Source organism: Frankia sp. EI5c, assembly GCF_001636565.1.
Classification (GTDB): domain Bacteria; phylum Actinomycetota; class Actinomycetes; order Frankiales; family Frankiaceae; genus Parafrankia.
Genome location: NZ_LRTK01000007.1, coordinates 15890 through 38473 on the forward strand (window position 1 = coordinate 15890; position 22584 = coordinate 38473).

13 protein-coding genes and 13 pseudogenes are annotated in these 22584 nt (G+C 70.5%); 12 read left to right on the forward strand and 14 right to left on the reverse strand.

The genetic code is table 11. The annotated features are described in order from the left end of the window. Positions 1–374: 374 nt before the first annotated feature. The 3 pseudogenes from UG55_RS32640 to UG55_RS05155 all read right to left on the reverse strand — a co-directional run. Positions 375–580: pseudogene (locus UG55_RS32640) on the reverse strand (hypothetical protein); the annotation flags it as partial. A gap of 1 nt (position 581) precedes the next feature. Next, positions 582–747: pseudogene (locus tag UG55_RS32645) on the reverse strand (ABC transporter substrate-binding protein); the annotation flags it as partial. A 1-nt stretch (position 748) separates the two neighbouring features. After that, positions 749–1727, reverse strand: a pseudogene (locus UG55_RS05155) (ABC transporter substrate-binding protein); the annotation flags it as partial. Positions 1728–2408: 681 nt separating this feature from the next. Here UG55_RS05155 and tyrS point away from each other — a divergent pair. After that, positions 2409–3632, forward strand: a complete 1224-nt coding sequence (tyrS, locus tag UG55_RS05160; protein ID WP_066063613.1) for a tyrosine--tRNA ligase — start codon at positions 2409–2411, stop codon at positions 3630–3632. Positions 3633–3652: 20 nt separating this feature from the next. Here tyrS and UG55_RS05165 read toward each other — a convergent pair whose 3' ends face one another. From UG55_RS05165 to UG55_RS05180, 5 genes and pseudogenes are all read right to left on the reverse strand, one after another. Beyond that, positions 3653–4567, reverse strand: coding sequence for an alpha/beta fold hydrolase (locus tag UG55_RS05165; protein WP_066063615.1), 915 nt, complete (start codon positions 4565–4567; stop codon positions 3653–3655). A 205-nt stretch (positions 4568–4772) separates the two neighbouring features. After that, a complete protein-coding gene (locus tag UG55_RS05170) occupies positions 4773–5813 on the reverse strand; it encodes an LLM class F420-dependent oxidoreductase (protein WP_066063617.1) in 1041 nt (346 codons plus the stop codon). A 193-nt stretch (positions 5814–6006) separates the two neighbouring features. Next, a pseudogene (locus tag UG55_RS05175) lies at positions 6007–6923 on the reverse strand (ABC transporter substrate-binding protein); the annotation flags it as partial. 1 nt (position 6924) lies between these two features. After that, positions 6925–7587: pseudogene (locus tag UG55_RS46135) on the reverse strand (hypothetical protein); the annotation flags it as partial. 644 nt (positions 7588–8231) lie between these two features. Then, on the reverse strand, positions 8232–9332 hold the full coding sequence (locus tag UG55_RS05180; protein ID WP_066063621.1) for an NAD(P)-dependent alcohol dehydrogenase: 1101 nt from the start codon (positions 9330–9332) through the stop codon (positions 8232–8234). A gap of 622 nt (positions 9333–9954) precedes the next feature. Here UG55_RS05180 and UG55_RS32655 point away from each other — a divergent pair. The 6 genes and pseudogenes from UG55_RS32655 to UG55_RS05195 form a co-directional block, all read left to right on the forward strand. After that, positions 9955–10407 (forward strand): ABC transporter substrate-binding protein (locus tag UG55_RS32655; RefSeq protein WP_242423767.1); only part of this gene is annotated, 453 nt, incomplete at its 3' end. A gap of 1 nt (position 10408) precedes the next feature. Continuing rightward, positions 10409–10618, forward strand: a pseudogene (locus UG55_RS32660) (ABC transporter substrate-binding protein); the annotation flags it as partial. 1 nt (position 10619) lies between these two features. Continuing rightward, a pseudogene (locus tag UG55_RS32665) lies at positions 10620–10944 on the forward strand (ABC transporter substrate-binding protein); the annotation flags it as partial. Position 10945: 1 nt separating this feature from the next. Next, positions 10946–11127 (forward strand): annotated as a pseudogene (locus tag UG55_RS32670) (ABC transporter substrate-binding protein); the annotation flags it as partial. A 177-nt stretch (positions 11128–11304) separates the two neighbouring features. Beyond that, on the forward strand, positions 11305–12027 hold the full coding sequence (locus UG55_RS05190; RefSeq protein ID WP_066063626.1) for a metal-dependent hydrolase: 723 nt from the start codon (positions 11305–11307) through the stop codon (positions 12025–12027). Between the two features lie 200 nt (positions 12028–12227). Next, entirely contained in the window at positions 12228–12872 is a 645-nt protein-coding gene (locus UG55_RS05195) for a nitroreductase family protein (RefSeq protein ID WP_242423768.1), read from the forward strand. A 260-nt stretch (positions 12873–13132) separates the two neighbouring features. Here the strand turns inward: UG55_RS05195 and UG55_RS45155 are convergent. After that, a pseudogene (locus tag UG55_RS45155) lies at positions 13133–14197 on the reverse strand (alpha/beta hydrolase family esterase); the annotation flags it as partial. Between the two features lie 50 nt (positions 14198–14247). Between UG55_RS45155 and UG55_RS32680 the strand changes: the two are divergent. The 5 genes and pseudogenes from UG55_RS32680 to UG55_RS05220 all read left to right on the forward strand — a co-directional run. Further along, positions 14248–14769: pseudogene (locus UG55_RS32680) on the forward strand (cytochrome P450); the annotation flags it as partial. Between the two features lies 1 nt (position 14770). Continuing rightward, positions 14771–15537 (forward strand): annotated as a pseudogene (locus tag UG55_RS32685) (cytochrome P450); the annotation flags it as partial. Beyond that, positions 15534–16277, forward strand: a complete 744-nt coding sequence (locus tag UG55_RS05210; RefSeq protein WP_066063633.1) for an SDR family NAD(P)-dependent oxidoreductase — start codon at positions 15534–15536, stop codon at positions 16275–16277. The pseudogene UG55_RS32685 and the gene UG55_RS05210, both read left to right, overlap by 4 nt. A gap of 128 nt (positions 16278–16405) precedes the next feature. Continuing rightward, complete coding sequence (locus UG55_RS05215; protein ID WP_066063635.1) at positions 16406–16741, forward strand: helicase associated domain-containing protein; 336 nt, start codon at positions 16406–16408, stop codon at positions 16739–16741. Between the two features lie 127 nt (positions 16742–16868). Beyond that, on the forward strand, positions 16869–17837 hold the full coding sequence (locus tag UG55_RS05220; RefSeq protein ID WP_083986422.1) for an alpha/beta hydrolase family protein: 969 nt from the start codon (positions 16869–16871) through the stop codon (positions 17835–17837). A gap of 87 nt (positions 17838–17924) precedes the next feature. Here the strand turns inward: UG55_RS05220 and UG55_RS05225 are convergent, their stop codons facing one another. From UG55_RS05225 to UG55_RS05240, 5 genes and pseudogenes are all read right to left on the reverse strand, one after another. After that, complete coding sequence (locus tag UG55_RS05225) at positions 17925–19199, reverse strand: MFS transporter (protein ID WP_083986423.1); 1275 nt, start codon at positions 19197–19199, stop codon at positions 17925–17927. A gap of 147 nt (positions 19200–19346) precedes the next feature. After that, positions 19347–20213: FAD/NAD(P)-binding oxidoreductase (locus UG55_RS05230; protein ID WP_242423770.1), on the reverse strand; the 867-nt coding region annotated here is incomplete at its 5' end. 1 nt (position 20214) lies between these two features. Then, positions 20215–20591 (reverse strand): annotated as a pseudogene (locus UG55_RS32690) (FAD-dependent oxidoreductase); the annotation flags it as partial. A 243-nt stretch (positions 20592–20834) separates the two neighbouring features. Further along, positions 20835–21451 (reverse strand): annotated as a pseudogene (locus UG55_RS46645) (TetR/AcrR family transcriptional regulator); the annotation flags it as partial. Further along, entirely contained in the window at positions 21448–22440 is a 993-nt protein-coding gene (locus tag UG55_RS05240; RefSeq protein ID WP_066063639.1) for an acyl-CoA thioesterase II, read from the reverse strand. The gene UG55_RS05240 and the pseudogene UG55_RS46645, both read right to left, overlap by 4 nt. Positions 22441–22584 lie beyond the last annotated feature (144 nt).

The window sequence follows — 22584 nt, forward strand, 5'->3', positions numbered from 1 at the left end:
CAAACTCCAGTCTGCATTGTCCACGATTCGCCGGCCGGTGGACNCCGGGCGGCCTTTCAGTCGGCAACGTGGATGACCGACGCGCCGACACAGAAGGTCGGTACCCGTCACTCCCCACCGGGCATCACCCCGGCCGGCCACGCTGCCACCGCCGCCGGCAATGCACCGACCACAACGGCGGAATCCTCAGCAAGGATACGAAATCGGCCCTTTTGAAGATAGAGGTGTTCGGCGGCCGTGGAACGTGCTAATGACTAGCGGGAGTACCCCGTCCGCATGACCGATCGGCGAACATGCGACGGCCCGCGACGCCCCGGGCTGAATCCGGGGCGTCGCGGGCCGTCGGGCTGACCGCTGGCGACCACTACTGACTGTTACCGGCCGTTCGTCCCGCCCGGGCCGCCGGTCTCGACCGGGTCGTCGGCACAGCGGTTCTTGTCGACGACCTCGAAGGCCGTGCCCGCCTCGTTGATCCGCACGAACGCGTAGCAGCTCAGCGGCTTGGTGTCGTTGTTCGCGAAGTCGACCGTGCCGATCAGGCCGCCGGCCGTGTAGTCGTGCACCCCGCGGAGCCCGGTCANGAAGCTCTCCCTGGTCGGGCACTCACCCGCCTGCTCGAGCCCCTTCACGAACATGTCCGCGTAGATGTACCCCAGCATGGCGAACTGCTGCTCCGGCTCGGTCTCCGGGGAGTACGCGGCCATCGCCTGCCGGTAGCGGTCGATGGCGGGGTCCACGGACTCGAAGNGGAGGAAGTGCACGTCGAACGACACTCCGGCCATCGCCGGCCCGGAGGTCTTCAGCAGGCTGCGGTCGTAGCCGACAAGCGAGACGCTGGCCCGCAGGTTCATGTTCAGGCTCCGCGCCGCCCCGATGACCTCGGCCAGGTCGGTCGGAATCGTGAAACCGATGATCGTGTCCACGCCGGCCGACATCAGCTGCCTGGCAAACTGAGTAGGACTGTCGACACCGTGCACATACGGGAATGTCTCGGTCGTGGCGAGCCCAAGCCCCTCGAAGGACCGTCGGTACTCCTCGGCGGTCTTCATCGCGGACTCGGCGGCACCGGTCATCACGAACCCGACCTTCTTCCCGCCGGCCTGCTGAATATAGCGCCCGATGGGGGCCGGGTCGACGACATAGCCATAGGAGAAGAAGTTCTTGTACCGGGCCCAGTCCGACAGCGACGCGAAGCCGACCACCGGGATTCCCTTGTCCCGCAGACCTTCCAGCGCATCACCGAAGGCGGTGGTCACCGGGAGAATTCCGAACACGGACTGGCTCTGCACCAGATCTTCGGCGACGCTGCGGCTCTGCACCGGGGAGCTGGCGTCGTCGCGCCATTCGTAGGCGATCTGGCGCCCGTACACCCCACCCGACGCGTTGGCGAGCTTGAATCTCGCGTTCATACCGGCCCGAGCGGAGGAGAACGCCTCGCTGCCGGGGCCCGAGTCCGACAGGACCATGCCGACCTTGACCTGATCCGAGCTTACGCCGGGGCCGTTACAGGATGCCTTCCGGCTACCGCCGTCGGAGGAGCCGCAGCCCACCATGGCCGCCAGAAATGTGACGGCAACCACAGCACCCGGCAGCCCCTTCGGCCTTCTCAAGGTCATTTGTTCTCCAACACGAACGCGAACACGACAAGGACAGCGGAGCCCGGGACGGGCGGCCGCAGATGACTGGATCCCCCACTGGAGCGTCGAAGGTCCCACCCGCCTACTCATTCGACAGATGACGCAGTCCGCATGTTAACGAACACGCAGCGCGCCGATTGCACCAGGTGGGCAGCTCCGCAAGCTCCCCCGAGAAAATGCACCCGACAGCAGCCAGTGCGTTCGATGCAGCCCGAACAAAGGCATCGACGACCTGCTCTCACTACCCCCAGTACCTACCCAATTCGGCTGCGTTAGATATGGCGACCGCCAAACACAAACGTGTTGTCCGTCCCTTCGGAGTCCATAGCGGAATTGCCGCCGAGTCGCTGTCGAGTTCATTCCGGCGCGCCACGGGGACAGGCCCGCCGCAGTCGACGAACCACCGGCCGGAGCACCGCGGAGCCCGAAGTACCGAGATCCCGAAGTACCGAGATGACGCCGATGCCTGGGAGACCCGGGCGGGGCGCCCGACGGACACCGCCCGGCCCGGGGTCGGCCAGGAGCCGGCCCGGGCCTTCGGGTCCGGCGCGCAGGCCGTCCGCGCGATGACAGGTACTCGTCGGCGGCGAGCACCCGAACCCGGCCGCGGTCATTCGGTTTGTTTTGCCGTGACTTGCGGCGGCAGTTCCCGGACGGACTTTCGGCCAATGCCTGCCGCGGCACCTCACAACGGGGCCGGCCGCCCGGATCAGGGGCCGCGCGGCCCCGCCATGATACGATGATCCATTATCAGCTCTCACAAGGATCCAGATGTCTGTCATCAATGACCGGGCGCACGTCGACCGCCTCCTCAGCGAGTTCGCGCGTACGACCGACGAGATACTGACGCTCGAGGAGCTGCGCACGCGCCTTCTGAGTGGCCGGCAGTTGATTATGAAATACGGTGTCGACCTGACGGCGCCGCACCTGCACATCGGCCACGCGGTAAATCTGTGGATGTACCGCGCGCTTCAGGATCTCGGGCACCGGGTCGTGCTTCTCCTCGGCGACTTCACGACGCAGATCGGCGACCCCACCGGGAAGAGCAAGACCCGGCCGGTTCTCTCCCACGAGGAGATCGCGGCCAACGCGAAGCAGATCCAGGAACAGGCGACCCGGGTACTGCGGACAGACCCGGAACTGCTCGAGATCCGGCCGAACTCCGAATGGCTGAACGCGATGAGCCCGTCGGAGCTACTCACCGTCATGTCCCGCGTGACGGTTGACCGACTGCTTTCCCGGGACATGTTCCGTAAGCGAATGAGCGAGGGTCAGTCCATCGCGGCCCACGAGCTGGTCTACCCGATCATTCAGGGCTGGGACTCCGTCTGCCTGCGGGCCGACCTGACGATCATCGGCAGCGACCAGCTTTTCAACGAGATGATGGGCCGCTCGCTCCAGGAGAAGGAGGGCCAGGCACCGCAGGTCGTCATCACCACGAAGATCACCCCGGGTATCGACGGCGGGGAGAAACAGAGCAAGAGCCTCGGGAACTACGTGGCCATCAGCCACAGCCCCCGAGAGAAGTTCGGGCGTCTCATGCGGGTACCCGACCAGTATGTCGGGCAGTACCTCACCGTCTACAGCGACCTTCCCGAGGACAGGATCCGGGCGGTGCTGGCGAAGCAGGATTCCGCTCCCATTGAGGCGAAGTACGACATGGCCACCGCCATCGTGGCCCGCTGGGACGGCGAGGCGGCGGCCGCCGCGGAACGCGACTGGTTCATCACGACCTTCAGCCGCCGGCAGGTACCGGCCGACGCCCAGCACGTCGTCATCGACACCGCGTCGGTGAAGATCCTCGATCTGATGCGCACGCTGCTCGGGACGGGGCCGTCCAACGGTGACCTGCGCCGGCTCGTACAGCAGGGTGGCGTGACCGTCGGCGACGACCGGATCGACGACACGGAGGCCGTCATCGCCGTGGGGCCGGAAGCGACGCCCGTGAAGCTCGGGAAGCGCCGCTGGTTCCAGATCTCACATCCGGCGGACTGATCGGGCCGGCAGCGGCGGACTCAGCCCGCCGCGGCCGGGAGGCGGCCGAGGAACTCGCCCAGGTGTTCGGCGAACACGTCGTTGTCGTCACCGGCGACCATGTGGCCGGCACCGGTGACATCGACGTACTCGGCGTGCGGTATGAGCTGCAGAAGCTCGGCCGCACCCTCCTCGCTGACGATGTCGGACTGCCGGCCCCGCACGAGCAGGGTCGGCACCCGGATCTCGCGGGCGGCGGCATAGAGCGGTTCGGGCCGGACCACCGGCACGGCACTCCCACCGATCTGCTCCCGCATCGCGGCCTGCTCCGCCAGCAGGCGGTCCGCCTCGTCACGGACGGTCATGAAGGCGGGATCCCAGTGCCAGAACCAGCGTCCGTCCCGGTGGCGCAGGTTCTTCTTCAGGCCTTCGAGGCTGGCCGGCCGCTTCCGGTGCGGGTTGTAGGCGCTGATCGCCGCGGACGCCTCCTCCAGGCTCGCGAACCCGTCCGGTGCCGAGGACATGAAGGCGAAGATCTTCTCCGTGCCCGCCTGCTCGACCCGCGGCGTGATGTCCACCAGGACCAGCGCGCGGCCCAGACCAGGGTCGGCCCCCTGCGCGATCAGCGCCGCCATGCCCCCCATCGAGGCGCCGACGAGCACCGGCCGCCGGCCGAGCTGGCCCACGATCGCGCGGAGATCGGCAGCCATCGTGCGGTGGCTGTAGTCGCCGTCGGGGGCCCATTCACTGTCGCCGTGACCACGCGCGTCCACGGCGATCGCCTCCCAGCCGAGCCGGGCCAGCCGCTCCCCCGTCCGCTGCCACGAATGCCGGGTCTGCCCGCCGCCGTGCAGCAACAGCGCCGTTCCCCGGGCACTGCCGGTGGCCGGCTCCCACCGGTCACCCGCGATCTGAACCCCGATCCCCTCGAACGACACCCGTTCCCGCGAACTCACCGGCTGATGTGTCCCCTCGTGTCCCGGACCTTGGCGGCAGCCGTGGGCTTGCCGTGCAACCGTTCCTCCAGCAAATCACGGCACCTGGTCACACTCATCCGCACCGAGCCCGCGGACCGCTGGCGGGGCTTCAGGCAACACAGCCGGGCCAGCGACACAGCCGGGCCAGCAACCCGGGCGGGCAGGCGGCCCGGCGACCCGGCGCTCAGGAGGCCCAGTCGCGGACCTGCTCGATGGCCGCCACCCGGGAACGGTGGTCACCGGCCAGTGGGGTGACGTTCAACGTCGTCGCACCGGCCTCCGCGTAGGCGGCCAACCGCTCCCGGATGTGACCTGGTGACCCGATGAGCGCGGTCGCACGCAGCAGCTCCACCGGCACGGCCGCCTCGGCCTCCTTCTTCTTACCGGCCAGATACAGATCCTGGATGAGTTCGGCCTCCCGGACATAGCCGTACCGCCGGGCGAGATCGTTGTAGAAGTTCCGGCCCTTCGCCCCCATTCCGCCGATGTAGAGCGCGACGGTCGGGCGCATCAGATCGAGCAGGTGCTCCGTGTCCTCCCCGATCGCGAGCGGGGCGGCGACGACGACGTCCAGGCGGCCGAGTTCGGACGCGCGCCGGGCGGCCCCCTCGGCCAGGGACTGCCCCCACACCTCGCCGGCCTTCTCCGGGTGGAAGAAGAACGGCTCCCACGCCTCGGCGATCTCGGCGGCCATCGCCACGTTCTTCGGGCCGATGGCGGCGAGCAGCACCGGAATCCGCTCCCGGACCGGGCGATTGATGATCTTGAGTGGCTTCCCCAGACCGGTTCCGCGCTCGGGAGGCAGCGGGAGTGTGTAGTAGCGGCCGTCGTACTCGACCTTCTCCCGCCGCCACACTGCCCGGCAGATCTCGACGACCTCACGCGTGCGGGCCAGCGGAGCGTCGTAGGGCACGCCGTGGAATCCCTCGATCACCTGCGGCCCGGAGGCTCCGATACCGAGCGTGAAACGGCCACCGGAGACGAAGTCGAGGCCCGCCGCCGTCATCGCCGTCAACGTGGGGGTGCGGGTGTAGATCGGCAGGATTCCCGAGGCGATCTCGAGGCGTTCGGTGCGCGCCGCCAGAAAGCCGAGCTGGCTGACCGCGTCGAACGAGTACGCCTCGGGCACGAAGACGATCCCGAGCCCGGCCTTCTCGAAGTCACCGAGTTCGGTGACGGTCTCGGTGAAGCCACCGCTGTAGTTGAGCGGCATGCCGATCCGCATGGGCTTTCCGCCTCTCCTTCTGCTCCGGGCCGCACGTCAGGTTCGGTGCACCCGGCACCGGACGCCCGCCGGGCTTCCCCGGCGGGCGGAAGACCGCGCCGCATCCGGCAGGCTACCGACCGCGCACCCCCCGGGCCAGCGGTCCCGGCGGCGAATCACGCCGGGCCGCGTGATCAGCTCAGAACGTCGCCANGGTGGGCTCGCTCCAGGTGCCGTTCTCCGTCGGCCAGCACACGAAGGGCTTCTCCCTGGTGCCGCCGACGATCTCGAACTTGCCGCCCTTGACCTTCACCACCAGCCGGCAGTCCTGCTTCGCGCCGTTGGTGATCGGGTCCTCGGGCGTGGGGCGGTTGTGCTGGCGGCTCCAGTCGACCGGCGAGATCAGGCCGTCCGCGTCATAGTCAGTGATCTTGTTGGTCGCCTCGATCACCGAGGCCCGGGTGAACGACGGCCCGGCGGCCTTGATCCCCTGGTAGGCGATGTCGGCGACGATCCAGCCGTACATCGCCAGCTCGGTCGGCTGGGCGTCGTTCTTCCCGATCCACTCCAGGAAGGGCTCCAGGCCGGTGCCCTCCGCCGTCGCCTCGAAGGGGCGGAAGGCGACGCCGACGTAGTCGCCCTCGAACAGGTCCCCGGCATCGCTGACGAACTTCGCGTCATAGCTGTTCGGCGACAACGTCGGGATGTCGCCCATCCCCTGCCGGGCGAGTTCCTGCGCCAGGGTCTTCATCCCGTTCATGTCCAGGCAGGTCATGACGATCTCGGCGCCGGACTTCTTTATCTCCGAAACCTCGGGACCGACTCCGTTCGCCAGGCCGAAGGCCAGGGAGTCGTTCTTGTAGACGACTTCCTGCCCCGTGTCGCCCTTGTACTTCTCGATCGAGCCGGCCACGGTGCCGACGCACTTCTTCGAGTTCTCGGTCACGCCGTAGCCGAGCACCGCGACCTTGTGCACGCCCGCCAGCCTGGCCGTGTACGGATACGCGCGGTCGATGCAGTCCTGGCAGGGCGCCGCGAAGGCACCGAATATCGACTTCTGGCCGTCCATCTCGTCGGGGTGGATCGGCCACACGTACAGCGGCATTCCCGCCTTGGTCAGATCACCCCACCNGCTGGGTAGCTGGGACGCGTCGAACGTGGCGAACACGTCGTTCTTCGCCAGGATCTCGAGCGCCCGCTGCTGGTTCTTGCCCAGCTGGTCGTCGAGGTCCCTGGCGACCACAAGTTTCCGCCCGTGCACACCGCCGTCGCTGTTGCGGTAGGCGAAGTAGGCTTCGATTCCCTGCTTGAAGCAGTCCAGGATGCAGGTACCCAGCGGATTGTTCGTCCGTGTACCCACGACAGCAAAACGTATGTCCGAGGCGGTGACGCCGGGAGCTCCGTTGTCCACGGTCGGGCCGGTATTCTCCGACCCGCCGGAGGAGGTGGAGTTGGAACAGGCCGCGATAGCGAGCAGGGCCGCGACCAGCAGCACCGCCGGCCGGCGCAGGCCAATATACGAGATTCGGATGGGCATGAAGTTTCCTTCTTTTCCGGGTACCCGGGTTCTCCGCACGACAGAACAGCAGATGCGGTCGGGGGCGGGCCGCGACTCACGGAAGTGACCTGGGGAAATCAAATCCGCGCGATCCTGGTTTGAGGCTATACGGCGGCGGATTCCCGCGTCGCACCGCCCCCGCACGCAGCCGGCTTCACGGACCTCGTTGCCTCCCGGTTGGGATGACTCCAACCGCGCGATCTGCTGTCCGACAGGAAGGGAACGCCCGGTGTCCATATCCCGGCCGGGTTCCGGGAGAACTCACCTGAAGTGTTCATCCGACACACCTACGTGATCACTACGGCTGGTCGGCGAAACGCGGGCTCGGCGCAGCCGCGAGCAGGCAGGCACCGGCCGGCGTCCATGCGCATCGGCCGGGCGGCCCACCGACGACCGCGGCCACTCCCCGGCGGCCCTGCCCGTCACCCCGACCGGGCAGGAACCCGCGCGGACGACATTCCGCGCGAGGCCCCGGCGAGCGCCGCCCACTGTGCGCCGATGCCCCCGCGGCCCCGCGCCACTCACCTGTTCCGCGGGTATCGATGGTCCGGCCTGCAAATTCACTCGGCACCACAATCCGGCACCGCGCTGTTCTCCCGCCACCTCACCGCCGCGCGGCCCGGTTCAGCGTTGCCTGACGCTCGGCCGGGTTGGCACTTCCACCCCGATGGCCGCGACCCTCCATCGCCATACCGGATGTGTGACACTCACAACAGTCACACCGACACCACCGCGTCTGTTGCCGCAGCGGCGTGTTTCCGTCGACTCCGTGGCGGCCGGCGAACCGGACGGGCGGCAGGTTTCGCCGGTCGATCGCAGCCGTCGATCGCAACCGTCGATCGCAACCGTCGATCGCAACCGGCCGCCGTCAGCGGGTCGCCTCAGCCGGCCGCGGGCGGGAGCAGCACCGGCTTGACGACCGCGCCGGAGAGCGACGCCTTCTCCGCCTCGTTGATCTCCGCGAGCGGGAACGTCTCGATGAGCCGGTCGAAGGGGAAGCGACCCTCCCGCCACAGGTCGATCAGCCGTGGAATGAGGATCTGGGGATCGGCCCCACCCTCGATGATCCCGGAAGCGGTCTTTCCGAGCAGCGCCGCCGGATCGAGGACGAAGGGTTCGTGCTGAAGTCCGACGAGACCGCAGTGGCCGGTCGTGCGCAGCGCGCCGACAGCCTTGGCCGCCACGGCCACGTTTCCGGTCGTGTCGATGCTGAAGTTCGCCCCGCCGCCGGTGAGCTTCCGGATCTGCCGCAGGAGCCCGGTGCCGGACCCGTCGATGACATGGGTGGCGCCCAGCTCACTGGCGAGGTCCAGCCGGCTCTGATGGAGGTCGACGGCGATGATGGGGGAAGCGCCCACCACACGTGCCGCCATCACCGCGGCCAGGCCCACCGCGCCCGCGCCGAAAACGACGAGACTGGCCCCCGGTCCGATGTTCATCCCGACGAGCACCGTCCCGGCGCCGGTCAGCATTCCGCATCCCAGCGGCCCCAGTTTCTCCAGCGGCAGGTCCCGATCGACCACGACCGCGTTGCGCTCGGTCGCAAGGCAGTAGGTGGCGAATGAGGACTGGCCGAACCACCGGGCCGGCACCCCCTCGCCCTGCGCGTCGTAGGCGCCGGTCGATCCGTCGACGCGCCGGCCGAGCATGTTGCGGGCGACGAACGTGTCGCAGTAGGGCGGCAGACCCCGTTGGCAGTTCTCGCACTCACCGCAGGAGTCGTAGGACAGGACGACGTGGTCGCCCACCGACACCCGCTGCACGCCGGCCCCGACGGCCTCGACCACACCGGCCCCCTCGTGCCCGGTGATCACCGGCGGCGGTGTGAGCGCCCCCGTCTGGCGCGGCAGCACGTCCGAGTGGCACATGCCCGCGCCCACGACCCGGACCAGCAGCTCACCTGGACCCGGCGGGTCGAGATCCACGTCCTCGAGCAGATACGGTTCTGTCGCCTGTCGCAGCACCGCCGCGGTCGCCTTCATCTGGAGGCCTCCTGGTTCCGCTGGTCCCTGGTTCCGCCGCGCCGGCTTCCGTTCCCGCAACCGCCGTTCCCGGTACGCCGATTCCGATGCCCCGCGGCTCGGAAGGGAGCGGGAAGCGAACAGGGTGCTGCCGGCAACGGCTTCGCCGCCCGGCAGTCATGACTCCCGGAACCCTAGAGCCTGTTCTCCCCACCTTCAACAAGCGCCTCCGGACCCCGACGGCGGCCGCAAGCGGAACTACCGGCCACCAACCAGGGTCAACGAGATCAGTCGCCGCATTGACGAGCCTGATCAGATGTGATTCACGCAGCACGGAACGGCGCCAGGGCCGCAACTAACCGTCCGATAGGTAAGCCGGCGGTGGACGAAGGTCCCGACGTGCCAGCGAACACGGCGGCGGTGAGCAGCGGTTTTGGTGCGGATGCCCGGCGGCTGGCCTTTTCGGATCGGCGCCCGAACGCTACTCAGGCCAGGCGACCGCGCCGACGGCGGGCAGATGTGGTCCGCTACGCTGGCGGCCAGAAAAGGGCAACGTCTGACAGGAACCACGCCACTTCCCCGGGAGATTCGGATAGTGAGGACCAGATTTTTTTCTTTATGTTGTGCCGCTGCGCTGCTCGGCATGACATCGCTGTCGGCGTGCCAGGGAGACTCGGAACAGGCGGCCGCGGCCTGTGACTCGCCGGGAGTGACCGCGCGCGAGGTCAGGGCGGGCCTGCTGTATCCGGATTCGGGCCTCGGCGCCGACATCTTCACTCCGTTGCGGGCCGGGGTGGACGCCCGGTTCGGGGCCGAGAACGCCGCCGGTGGGGTACACGGACGCCGGCTGGCCTACGAATGGCGCAATGATGAGGCGCGGGCGGACGTCAACCTCGCCATCAGCGAGAAACTGGTCCAGAGTGGGCAGGTCTTCGGGATCATCGAGGCCAGTGTGGTCACTTCGGGCGGTGCCGCCTATCTCGCGGAGGCGGGCGTTCCGGTCGTCGGTCTCGCGGTGGAAAAGACGTGGACCTCGTACCGCAACATGTTCACCTTCGCCTACAACTTCACCGGTGACGGCACGGTGGACACCTTCNGGAGGTACGTGCGCGACCAGGGCGGGACGAACGCACTGGTCGTCTACAACGCCCTCGACACCATCGTGTCGATCTCGCTCGCCGCGCAGTTCACCACGAGCCTTGAGGCGGTCGGCGCGACCACCACGTCGCTGGGCATCGACAACGATCCGTCCCCGAGCCAGATCAGCACGATCGTACGGCGCATGCGGACGGAGGGCTACGACACCCNCGTCAGCACAATCGGCGCCAGCGGCCTGGCGAAGGTTCTTGCCGCCCTGCGGCAGGAAGGGATCACGCCGAAGGTCGTTCTCAGCTCCAGCGAGGCCCCCAGCAAGGAACTGCTCGCCCAGCACGGTTCCGATCTGGTCGGGGTGACGACCTTTACCAGCTACCTCCCGCTGGAGCTGGAGTCCCCGGCGACCGAGGCCTACCGCAAGGCCATGTCCACCTACGCGCCCGAGATCCAGGACGCGAACCAGACCCTGGCGCTGGTCGGTTACATCATCGCGGACATCTTCGTCCGTGGCCTGCAGGAGGCGGGCGAGTGCCCGACCNGCCAGGACTTCATCGACCGGCTCCGCGCGGTGAAGGGCTACGAGGCCGGCGGCCTCCTCAACGCGGTCGACTTCGAGGCCGACTTCGGGAAGGTCGAGGAATGCTACTCGTTCTCGCAAGTCAACGCGGCTGGGGACGGATTTGATGTGGTGAGCCCGAACTTCTGCGGCAACCGGCTCTGATCAGAACTGATCCAACCGATCCAGCAGCCGATCCAGCCGGGCGGGGCGGGGCGGGGCGGGGCCTGAACCCTCGCCCCGTCCGCCCGGGCGGGATGTCTCTTTGGCGCGTCACGTGCACTGTGGGCGCTGAACAGGCTAAAGTCCGCCGGTGCTGATCATTGGGACTGATCCGACGTGATGGGGCAGACGCACGTTATGAGTGGGGCGGTGCTCTGGCTGGCGGCCGTGCCCGTGCTGACCCGGGAGGAGTGGCTGGGTTCGCACGCGCTGTCGCTGTCGGCCGGGCAGATGGTCGCCGGCGCGGTGGTGGCGGCCGGCGCCGGGCTGCTGCCGGACATCGACCATCCGTCCGGGCGGATCGCGAACACGCTGGGGCCGATCACGAAGACGCTCTGCCGGTGGGTGAACCGCGCGTCCGGCGGGCACCGGCACGCCACCCACTCGCTCGTCTTCGCCGCCGCCATGGGACTCCTCATGGGGCTGCTGGCGGAGTATTTCCGCTACGGCTGGTGGGCGGCTCTGTTCGTGCTCGTGGGCTTCGGCCTGCGCGGCCTCGGCCTGGACTTCACCGGCCACGAGGTCTGGTCGGGTCTGAAGGACTGCGCGGCCGCCGGCGCCGCCGTCTACCTCATGCACGATCTCGACATGGGATTCGCCGGCTACGCCGTGGCCCTCGGCTGCCTGGCTCATCTGCTCGGGGACTGCCTGACACCACGCGGCTGCCCGCTGCTCTGGCCGGTGAACTGGCGGATGGAGACCGTCCTGGTGCCCCGGACTGACGGCAGGGTCGAACGCCTGGTCGTCGTGCCCGTCCTGACCTGCGCGGCGGTCATCCTGACGGCCGGAGTGCTGACCGGTGACGACCCGTTCCTGTGGTTCGGACGGATTCCCACCGGCTGAGCGCACTGCTATCTGGAACCCCTTCCCGCCCGGCCGGTCGGTCGGCGACGCCGCGGCCGCGTGGCCGCGTGGTCGCACCACTCCGACCGGCCACAGCCGCTACCGTCTCCCTGTCGCCTGTTCCCACACAGAGCGCGCGCCCGCGGATGCGGCCGGACACGGCTGGAGACTCCCGGACGCCCGCGCAGGAGGAGTGTCCGGTGGCCCTGCTCGACCTGACTGCCGAGGAACTGCTGACCACGACGCGCAGCGTCCGTAAACGGCTCGACCTGGACCGGCCCGTCGAACCCGCGCTGATCGAGGAGTGCCTGCGGATCGCGCTGCAGGCGCCGAGCGGGTCGAACCGGCAGGGCTGGCACTGGATCGTCGTCACCGACCCGCAGTTGCGGGCCGGCGTCGCCCGGTACTACCGCGAGAGCGCCACGGCGTATCTGCAGGCGGCCGAGAAGGCGAACGCCAGGTACCAGGGCGAGCGCGCCGCGACCCAGGCCAGGGTGACCGATTCCGCGCGCCACCTCACCGAGAACCTGCATCGCGTGCCGGTTCTGGTGATCCCCTGCCTGCAGGGTGACGTCGCGGCCGTGCCGCCCGAGCAGCAGGCGGGCTTCTGGGGCTCCCTGCTTCCGGCCGTCTGGAGCTTCATGCTCGCGGCACGCCTGCGCGGGCTCGGCACCGCCTGGACGACGCTGCACCTCGCCTATGCCCGTGAGGTCGCGGAGCTCCTCGGCATCCCGCCGGGCTACAGCCAGGGGGCGCTCATCCCGGTCGCCCACACCATCGGCACCGACTTCCGCCCGGCTCCGCGGGAACCGCTGGAGAACGTCCTGCACCACGATCGCTGGTAGCCGGCGACAGCCGGCGACGGGTGGCCGGCTCAGCCCGCGGGGGCGGGATGCGCGGCGAAGAACTCCCAGATGCGCCCGGTCGCGTCGAGGGCCGTCGACGGTTCGTCGGCACCCAGCAGCTGGGTCAGCCTGTTCGGCTCCGATCCGGGCCACTGGTGCCCCGCGCCCTCGATCGTGACCAGTTCGACGGCCCGCCCGTCGAGGCAACTCGCGGTCGAGGTCGTCAGTACCCCGGTGATACTCACCAGCGGCGGCTGGCNGCCGTCGAGGGCCTGCCAGGCCTCGTGCACCGCGGGGACGGGCGGGCCGTCGATGCCCTGCTGGCGCCGGCTGAAGGGCTCTCCCACCTCGCCGTCGTAGCGGATCGAGTGGTCATCCCTGCCGTGGATGTGCAGGATCGAGGCCCTCGCGGGCGCGGGGCAGTCCACCAGCATCGTGGTCGAAACCGCTCCGACCGCGGCGAAGAGGTCTGCCTGGCAGGCCATCCGGTAGGCCATCGCCCCGCCGTTCGACATACCGGTGACGAACCTGCGACGCGGGTCGATCTCGATCCGGCTGTGCAGTGCCGCGACCATCTCCCGGAGGAACCCCACGTCATCGACATTGGACTCGGCTGCCGGCCCACAGCACCCGCCGCCGGCGTTCCAGGAACGGTTCGTCCCGTCGGGGAAGGCGGCGAGGAATCCGCCGCTCTCGGCCGCCTCGTCCCACCGGTAGCTGGTCTCGGCCTGGGCGCCACTGCCGTACCCACCGTGCAGCATCACCACCAGCGGCGCCGGCTCGGTCAGCCCGGCGGGCCGGTAGAGGCGCACCGTTCGTTCCGCCCCGGCCACGGTGAGGGTGAAGCTCGACCGCCCGACCGGAATCCCGGCCGCCGACGTGGACGGTGCGGGCCCGGGACCGCCGGGACGCTGGCGCGTCTGCCCGGCGCGCCGCTCGCCGTGGCCGCAGGCGACCAGGAACACGGCCAGGGCCACGGTGAGAAGACCGAGCCCGGCCGCCGACCGTGCCCCGCGGCGGCGCGCACCACCCGCCGGAACTGACATACCGGCAGGATAGGCGCACCCCCGGTCCGCGCCACGGTTCCTTATCGCCCCACCTCCGCGGCAGGAAACCCCGCGCCAGCGGCCTCGCCCGCGGCGGCCGCCGCGTCGAGAATCCAGTTTCCGCACGCCGGGGTGTCGAGGCCGGCCGGTGCGAGAGCGCCACTTCCCGCCCGTGACAGGAAGCGGCCCGCGGCCGGTTGCCCCCAATGTCCGATCTGTGCTAGACAGGTACCCAGCGCACGGTTTGGGCACTCGCCAAAGAACCTCGGCCGAGGACATCGACACACCGGCCGCTCGTTGCGCATTCCACTGCTCGGGAGGAGAACGGGTTGACCGACTGGAAGACGATCGACTTCTTCAACGATGAATCGCTCGTCGAGAACCCGTACCCGTATTTCGACGACCTGCGTTCCGCCTGCCCGGTGCTGCCGTTGCCGCATCTCGGCGTCGTGGCCGTGACAGGTTACGCCGAGGCGACCGAAGTCTACCGCGACGTGGACACGTTCTCCTCGTGCAACTCGGTGATCGGCCCCTTCGCGACGTTTCCCGTCCCGCTGGAGGGTGATGACGTCGGCGACATCATCGACCAGTACCGTGACCAGATCCCGATGAACGAGCACATGGTCACGATGGACCCGCCCATGCACACCAACGAGCGGGCGCTCGTCCTGCGCATGCTGACACCGAAAAGGCTCCAGGAGAACGAGCAGTTCATCTGGGGCCTGGCGGACAGGCAGCTCGACGAGTTCCTCGCCGACGGGCGGTGCGAGTTCATCCGGGCCTTCGCGCAGCCTTTCTCGATGCTCGCCGTCGCCGACGTCCTCGGCGTGCCGGAATCCGACCACGAGCGGNTCCGGAAGGGCTTCGGGCTCAGCACCAGCCCGGGAATGATCGGCAGCGGCGGCGAGAGCGACGGTGAGCTGAACGCGCTGGGGTGGCTCGACGACTGGTTCGCCCGCTACATCGAGGACCGGCGCAAGAACCCGCGCAACGACGTCCTCACCCAGATGGCGAGCGCCACCTACCCGGACGGGAGCACCCCGGAGGTCGTCGCGGTCGTCCGCGCCGCCACCTTCCTGTTCGCCGCCGGGCAGGAGACCACCGCCCGGCTGCTCGGCGCCGTGCTGAAGTACCTCGCCGAGAACCCCGAGGTCCAGACGGAGCTGCGGGAGCACCGGGAGCTCATCCCCGACCTGATCGAGGAGACGCTGCGGATCGAGAGCCCGGTCAAGACCGACTTCCGGCTGGCCCGGCGCACGACCACGATCGGCGGGGTCGAGGTGGCGGCCGGAACCCCGGTCATGCTGCTCAACGGCGCGGCGAACCGCGACCCCCGGCACTTCGAGTGCCCGCACGAGTTCCGCGTCGACCGCAAGAACGTCCGTCAGCACATCGCCTTCGGCCGCGGGGTGCACTCCTGCCCCGGTGGGCCGCTGGCCCGGGTCGAGGGCAGGATCAGCCTGGAGCGCATCCTCGACCGCACCCGGGACATCCGGCTCTCCGAGGAGCACCACGGGCCGGTCGGCGAGCGCCGCTTCAAGTACGAGCCGACCTGGGTGCTGCGCGGCCTGACCGAACTGCACCTGGAGTTCACCCCGGTCGAGAGCGGCTCGCGGTGAGCCGGGTCGCGGTCGTCACCGGCGGGGCCTCGGGCATCGGCCTCGGCGTGGCCAGGCAGTTCGTCGCCGACGGCTACCTCGTCGCGGTTCTGGACCGTGACGGGGCGGCCGCCACCGCGGCGGCGCAGGCACTGGCCGACGAGGGCGGCAAGGCGCTCGCGGTCGAGGTCGACGTCGCCGACCGGGAGTCCGTCCGGGCCGGCTTCGAGCAGGTCCACACCACACTCGGGCCGACGCAGATCCTGGTCACCAGCGCCGGCATCGAGTCGTTCAGCCCGCTGCTGGACCTCACTCCCGAATCCTGGGACAGGGTTCTCGCGGTCAATCTCACCGGGACGTTCAGCTGCGTCCAGGCGGCCGTTCCCGGGATGATCGACGGAAAATGGGGCCGGATCGTCACGATCTCCTCGTCGAGCGCGCAGTCCGGGGCGCCGAACATGGCGCACTACACCGCGTCCAAGGGCGGCGTCATCTCGCTGACGAAATCTTTGGCGGTGGAGCTCGCGGCGCACGGAATCACCGCGAACACCATTCCCCCGACACTCGTCGACACCCCCATGGCGCGCCAGGGGGAGGCCAACGGTGATATCCCCGGTGTCGACCTGATTGCGTCGATGGTCCCGCTCGGCCGCGCCGGGACCGCCGCGGACATCGCCGCCGCCTGCTCGTTCCTGTGTTCCGAGGGCGGCGGCTACGTCACCGGTCAGGTCATCGGCGTCAACGGCGGCATGTACATCTGACTCCGCCCGCTCGCACTGATCCGCAGGAGCACGCCCGGCCGCGAAAGCGGCTGGTGCTGGTGCCTGCCCGGAAAAGGTGGAGACTCCTTGGGGGACCTCCTTTTCCGGGCAGGAAGGATCACCGGCCGATGAACCACGAACCGCACGTCACCGGATCGACCGGCGGAGTAACCGGCGGCAAGCACCGCGAATTGCTGGGGCGGGGCGTCCAGCGGGTGTCAGCCGTTCAGGAACAGGCTGAGGACGCCGAGTTCCTCCGAGGGCTGACGGCGCTTCGGCGGTTCAGCTCCGAGCATCATCACACCCGCGTTCCGGACGGGCAGCTCGCCGCGGACGGTTTCCCGCTGGCGGCCTGGGTGGCCGGCCAGCGGCTCGCCCACCTGGAGAACAGGCTGCCGGCGGCCCGCCGGGCCTCGCTGGAGCGCGTCCCGGGCTGGCAGTGGGAAGCGGCCGCCAACGGCTGACCCGACCACCGCCGCAACCGCACGGGCCGGCGGGACGACGCCGACGGACGCGAAGGAGCGGCAGCCGGCGAGGGCCGGCCTGGATGCGGCGACCGGCCAGGAGCGGCCGGGTGAGAACATCCGCACCATGTCATCCAGCAGGCGCGCCCTTCTGGCGGCGGCAACGGCCGTGGCCGGCGGCCTCGCGGTGGGCTGCGGAGCGGACTCCCGCCGGGATGCCGGCGCCACCCGCGTCGATCTCACCGGCTCCACCGGCTCCACCGGCATCTCTGACACCTCTGGCCCCGCGCCGGCGACCGGTGAAGCCGAGGCCGCCGGCGCCGGCGGGAGTGGGGCCGGCGGGAGTGGGGCCGGCGGGAGTGGGAGCCCGGCGAGGCCAGGCCCCGTCACGGTTCGGCGAACCACGTTCACGAGTGCGGCCCGGGGCCGGCAGGTCCGTATGGCCGTGATCGCGCCCGCCGGAACCACCGCCGGAACCCTGCCGGTCTGCCTCGTCCTGCACGGCCGCGGCGACGACGCCGACCGCGCGGTGGCGCTGCTCGGGCTGGACGGACAGCTCACCGCCGCGCTCGCGGCCGGGGTGGCACCGTTCGCGCTCGTCGCCCTGGACGGCGGTGAAAGCTACTGGCACCGCCGCGCCTCCGGCGACGACCCCGAAGCCATGATCATCGATGAGGTACTGCCCCGCCTCGCCGCCCAGGGACTGCGCACCGACCGGATCGCGGCGACGGGCTGGTCGATGGGCGGCTACGGCGCGCTGCTGCTGGCGCGCCGCCACCCCGACCTGGTCGTGGCGGTGGCCGCGAGCAGCCCCGCGATGTGGCATTCCTACGGCGCGAGCGCCCCCGGCGCCTTCGACTCGGCGGCGGACTTCGCCGCCCACCCGGTGCTCGGCACACCGCCGGTCCCGGGGGTGGGCTACCGGATCGACTGCGGTGAGTCGGACCCCTTCATCAAGGTCTCGCGCGAGGTCGCCGCGACCCTGGGTGCGCGGGAACGGAACTTCGGCCCGGGTGGCCACACGGCGAGCTTCTGGAGCGCGGTCACCCCGGCACAGCTCGCCTTCGTGGGTGCCGCGCTGAACCGCGCCGCCTGACACGCCCACAGGCGGGACGCCACAGGCCCGAGACCGCAGCCCTGAGACACCGGCGCAGTCCGGCGTCGACCCCTTCACCCGCCACCATCACCGCTGTGCACCACCATCACCGCCGTGCGCGGCCTGCGCGGCGCCGGTGAGACCGGCTCCTGCCGGCTGCGCCGGTTGGTCCCCAGCCTGCTCAAGCGCACCCGCGAACACCGCGATCGCGCAGGTCAGGCCGACCACCACCCACATCGTGCCGCGCAGGCCGACCAGTTCGGCCAGCCCGCCGATCAGGGGCGGCCCGGCCAGCCAGCCGGAGTAACCGAGCGCGCTGACCAATGCGATCGCCGGCCCGGCGGGCGCGCCGGCCCGCATGGACCGCTGCCCCGCCGCGGAGAACGCCGCCGGCACCACACAGGCGAGCCCGGCGCCCAGCGCCGCGAAGCCCGCGATCCCCACCGCGGTACCCGCCGACGTCGGGCCGGCAAGGAGCGCGACCGCGAACATCACGGCCGCTGCGAGTGTCAGTGGGCGGACGGTGCGCAGCACCCCGTAGGACTCGACCACCCGATCGCCCAGCAGCCGCACCCCCAGCATGCAGGTCATGTAGGTCACCAGGCCCACCCCGGCCAGGCCCGGCGACGCCCCGGTGACATCGGTCAGGTAGACGGCGCTCCAGTCCGCCGCGATGCCCTCGCCGAGGTAGCTGGCGAACGCGATGAGGCAGAGCGGAGCGAAGGGACCAGCCCACCGGGCCATCGACCGGCGGGCCAGCAGCCACCGTTTCACCAGCCGCCGCCCGCCCGACCGCCGCCCGCCCGACCGCCGCCCGCCCGACCGCCGCCCGCCCGACCGGTCGCCCTCCAGCATCCAGCCGGTCGCCGGCAGCGCCACCGCCAGCGAGACCGTGCCGAGCACGAGGAGCTGCCCACCCAGCGGCACATCCAGCGCCGCGGCGCCCGCCCCCAGGCCGGCGCCGACCAGGGCGCCGCCGGTCCAGGCGGCATGCACCGTCATCATGATCCGGCGACCGAAAAGGTCCTCGATCATCGCCGCCTGGGCGTTGCTCGCGAGATCCAGCGCGCAGGTAAGCGCGCACCACACCGCGAGAACCGCGAACAGCGACGGAACGCCGGAGACGGCCACCAGCCCGGTGCCCGCGAGACAGTTGCCGACGAGCGACGCCCTGACCATGGTGCGGCTGCCGAGCCGCCCGACCAGGACGCCGGAGAACCACAGCGTGGCCAGCGCACCGACCGGGCCGCCGAGCAGGGCCAGGCCGAGCTGACCGTCGGTGAGGTCCAGGCCCTCCTTGACCTGCGGGATACGCGGAGCCCACGAGGCGAAGAGCGCAGCCAGGACGAAGTGGGAGACCATCGTCGCGGCCCGCGCCCGAGCCAGGCCACGGCTGTCCGGAACACCCCTCGTCGCGGAGGCGGGCGCCGCTGTATGTGTCANCCCGTCACCGCCGGCCTCCCGGGCGTGCGCGTGCAGCGTGCCACTTCACTGTCTCACCCGAGGGTGTCAGGCCAGACCCCGAAGCATCAGGTTCCAGTAGAACGCCGGCAGGCCGTACCGTTTCAGCAGATACATGTCGCGCCGCTCCCGCGTGGTGTCGAGGAACGGAATCGTCGGTGCCGGCCGCAGCGAATAGTCGAACTCGGCGAGCACCATCCGATCACGTGCGGTGACGATCGGGCAGGACGTGTATCCGTCGTAGCGGGCGGCCGGCTCCTGCCCGGCCAGGGCGGCCCGCACGTTGGCCACGAGCACCGGGGCCTGCTTGCGAATCGCCGCGCCGGTCTTGGACGTCGGCAGGTTCGCGACATCACCGAGCGCGAAGACGTCCGGGTAGCGGGTGTGCCGCAGTGTCGCCGGGTCGACCGTGACGTAACCGCCGGGGTCGTCCGCCCCGGCCAGTGGCCCGGAGCGGATCCACTCCGGTGCCCGCTGCGGCGGGGTGACGTGCATCAGGTCGTAGTTCAGCTCGGTCGTCGCCCCCGAGACGAGATCACGCAGGACGGCCTGTCGGCCCTCCGGACGGATCTCGGTCAGCTCGGTGGACAGCCGCAGGTCGAGGCCGTACCGCGCGACCGCCGCCTCCAGCGCCGGCAGATAGGCCGCCACCCGGAACAGCGCGGAGGCGCCGAAGGCCAGCACGATCCTGATATCGGACGCCACGCCGGTGCGGCGCCAGTAGTCGGCCGCCAGGAAGGCGATCTTCATGGGCGCGCCGCCGCACTTGACCGGTGTCGACGGCATCGTGAACAGCGCCGTCCCCGATCGCAGGTTGCGGACGAAGTTCCAGGTCGCGGGGGCGAGGTTGTAGCTGTAGTTGCTCGACACCCCGCCTCGGCCGAGGGTCCGCTCCAGGCCGGGGATCTCGTCCCANCACAGCTGGAGCCCCGGCGCCACCACGAGGATCTCGTAGCCGACCCGCCCGCCGCCCGCCAGCGCGACCGCGCGGGTGTCCGGGTCGATCTCGACCGCGGCATCGCGGTACCAGCGCACGCCGCGCGGCAGCACGTCCCCCTCCGGCCGGGCAGTCGGCTCCACCGGGGCGCGCCCGCCGCCGACCAGGGTCCACATCGGCTGGTAGTAATGGGTGCTGGACGGTTCGATCACGGCCAGGTCCGTGATCCCCGCCCGGCGCAGCCGCGCCGCGACGGTGACACCGGCCGTGCCGCCGCCGACGATCACCACCCGGTGCCTGCCTGTGTTGCCACTCACGGTGGACCTCCCGATCCTGCGGGTACGCCGTACGTCCATGTTTGTCCGGTTCGACGCTACGTTCGGGATACGGAACGCGACGGGAAGCCGCCCGCCCGGGGGGCAGAGGTGGCGGACATGGCACACGAACGGACGGCCCCCGGGACAGGGCCGGCCAACGGACGGATCGGACTACCGGGACGCGGAGCGAACGGGACGGGACAGCCTCCCGCTGATCAGGATGATCACGCGGACGCCCGGCGGGTGGCGGTCTCGGAGGCTCGCACCGCCGCGACGATGCCNGCGAGGTAGGCACGCCGCGTCTCCTCCGGATGGTCCGCCCCACCCGGGATGACCTGCTCGGCCAGCAGCTGGCTGAACGCGAAGCCGCGGATCCCGTGGAACAGCGCGTTCCGCCCGGCCGGATGGGCATCCGGCCCGACCGTCTCGTCGATCAGCCGGTTGATCTCTGTCGCCGCCCGCGCCGTGTGTTCGGCGAGCGCCGCAGCGACCTCAGGCGAGGTGTCCGGGTCGTGCTGCAGGTTCAGCAGGATCTGGAGGCGGGCCAGGAAAGCCTGATCGCCGTAGTCCCGGGCCAGCAGCGCGTAGAGCGCGTCGACCCGGCTGGCCAGGGTCGCGCCCTCCACATGCCGCCCGGCGATGGAGTCGAGGAACCGCCCGTTGAGCTCCTTCACCGCGGCCAGCATCAGCTGCTCGCGCGACCCGAAGTGATACTGGATCGCACCCCAGCTGACATTCGCCCGCCGGGCGATCTCGTTCGTGCTCGCCCGGTAGAAGCCGAACTCGAGGATGCAGGCAATGGTCGCGTCGAGGATCTGGGTGCGGCCGGCCGATTCACCGCGGGCCCGCCGCCGCGACCGGTCCCGCGGTGCCGTACCGGCCGAGGCTGCCGGGCTCACCGGCCGAGCGGACGGACCAGGGTGGACTGGCTCGCCGTCGCGAGCAGGCGCCCGTCCTGCGCGAACAGCCGCCCGGCGACGTGGGCGACGCCGCCGACGAGGCTTTCCACCCGCGTGTCGATCAGCACCCAGCCGGAGCCGGCGGGGTCGGCCGGGGTGCCGATCCGGATGCTGTTGTCGAGGCTCACCGCGATCATCGGCGCATCGTAGACGTCGAGGAGAGCCGCCGGCGCGAAATCAGCCATGATCGCCAGCATCGCCGCGGACAGCATGCCCGGGCGGCGGGCCCGCAGCCACAGCGCCCGGCCCGCGGCCGCGGGGGAACCGGCGAGCTTCGCCCCGGGCGGGACCCAGCGCTGCTCGAAGTGGGCGTTCATGCCCGTCCTGAGCTGCGGTTCGTCTCGCTCGGCGCAGAATTCGGGCAGCGGCGTTCCCGCCGGCGGGCGGGGGACGGGCACCTGCCCGGCGCCCCTGCCGGGCCCGTCCGCTCCGCCGGCTCCGTCAGCTCCGTCAACCGCGCCAGCTCCGTCAACCGCGCCAGCTCCGCCGGCCGCGCCAGCTCCGCCGGCGCGGGCACCGAAGGTGCCGACGGCGAGCAGCGCGAGCCGCCCGTCGACAGTCCCGCGAACTTCGGCCTGCGACAGCCGCCGGCCCCGCCCACCGGTCTGCACGGTCAGCTCCAGGCGTTCGCCCGCGACGATCGGGCTGACGTACTGGACTGTCGCCCACAGCACCGCCCGGTCGAGGACGTCCTGCGCGACGGCGATGGCGGCGGACAGGCCGGCGCCACCCCACAGAGTTCCGCCCGGGTTGAGCTGCTCGGGGCCCACGACGAGCTCACCGCGGCGCTCCGCCCGGTCGGTTCGCAGCTCCGGCAGCGGCCAGCACGCGGGGACGACCCGCTGCGGCCGCGGATCCGGCTCCCCGGCGGCGGAGTCCCACCCGGCCGCGCCGACCAGCATCGAACCCGCGTGCGCGACCCCGCTCATCCGGCCCTCCCGACCCGACCCGGCCGGCCATCCCGGACGACGACCCGCGGAGCCCAGGTCGCACCAGCGCCCGTGGTGCACCAGCTACATAGTTGCCACTATGTTAGGCGGGGCCGGCGCCACCGGCGGTGTGCGATGGGCCAC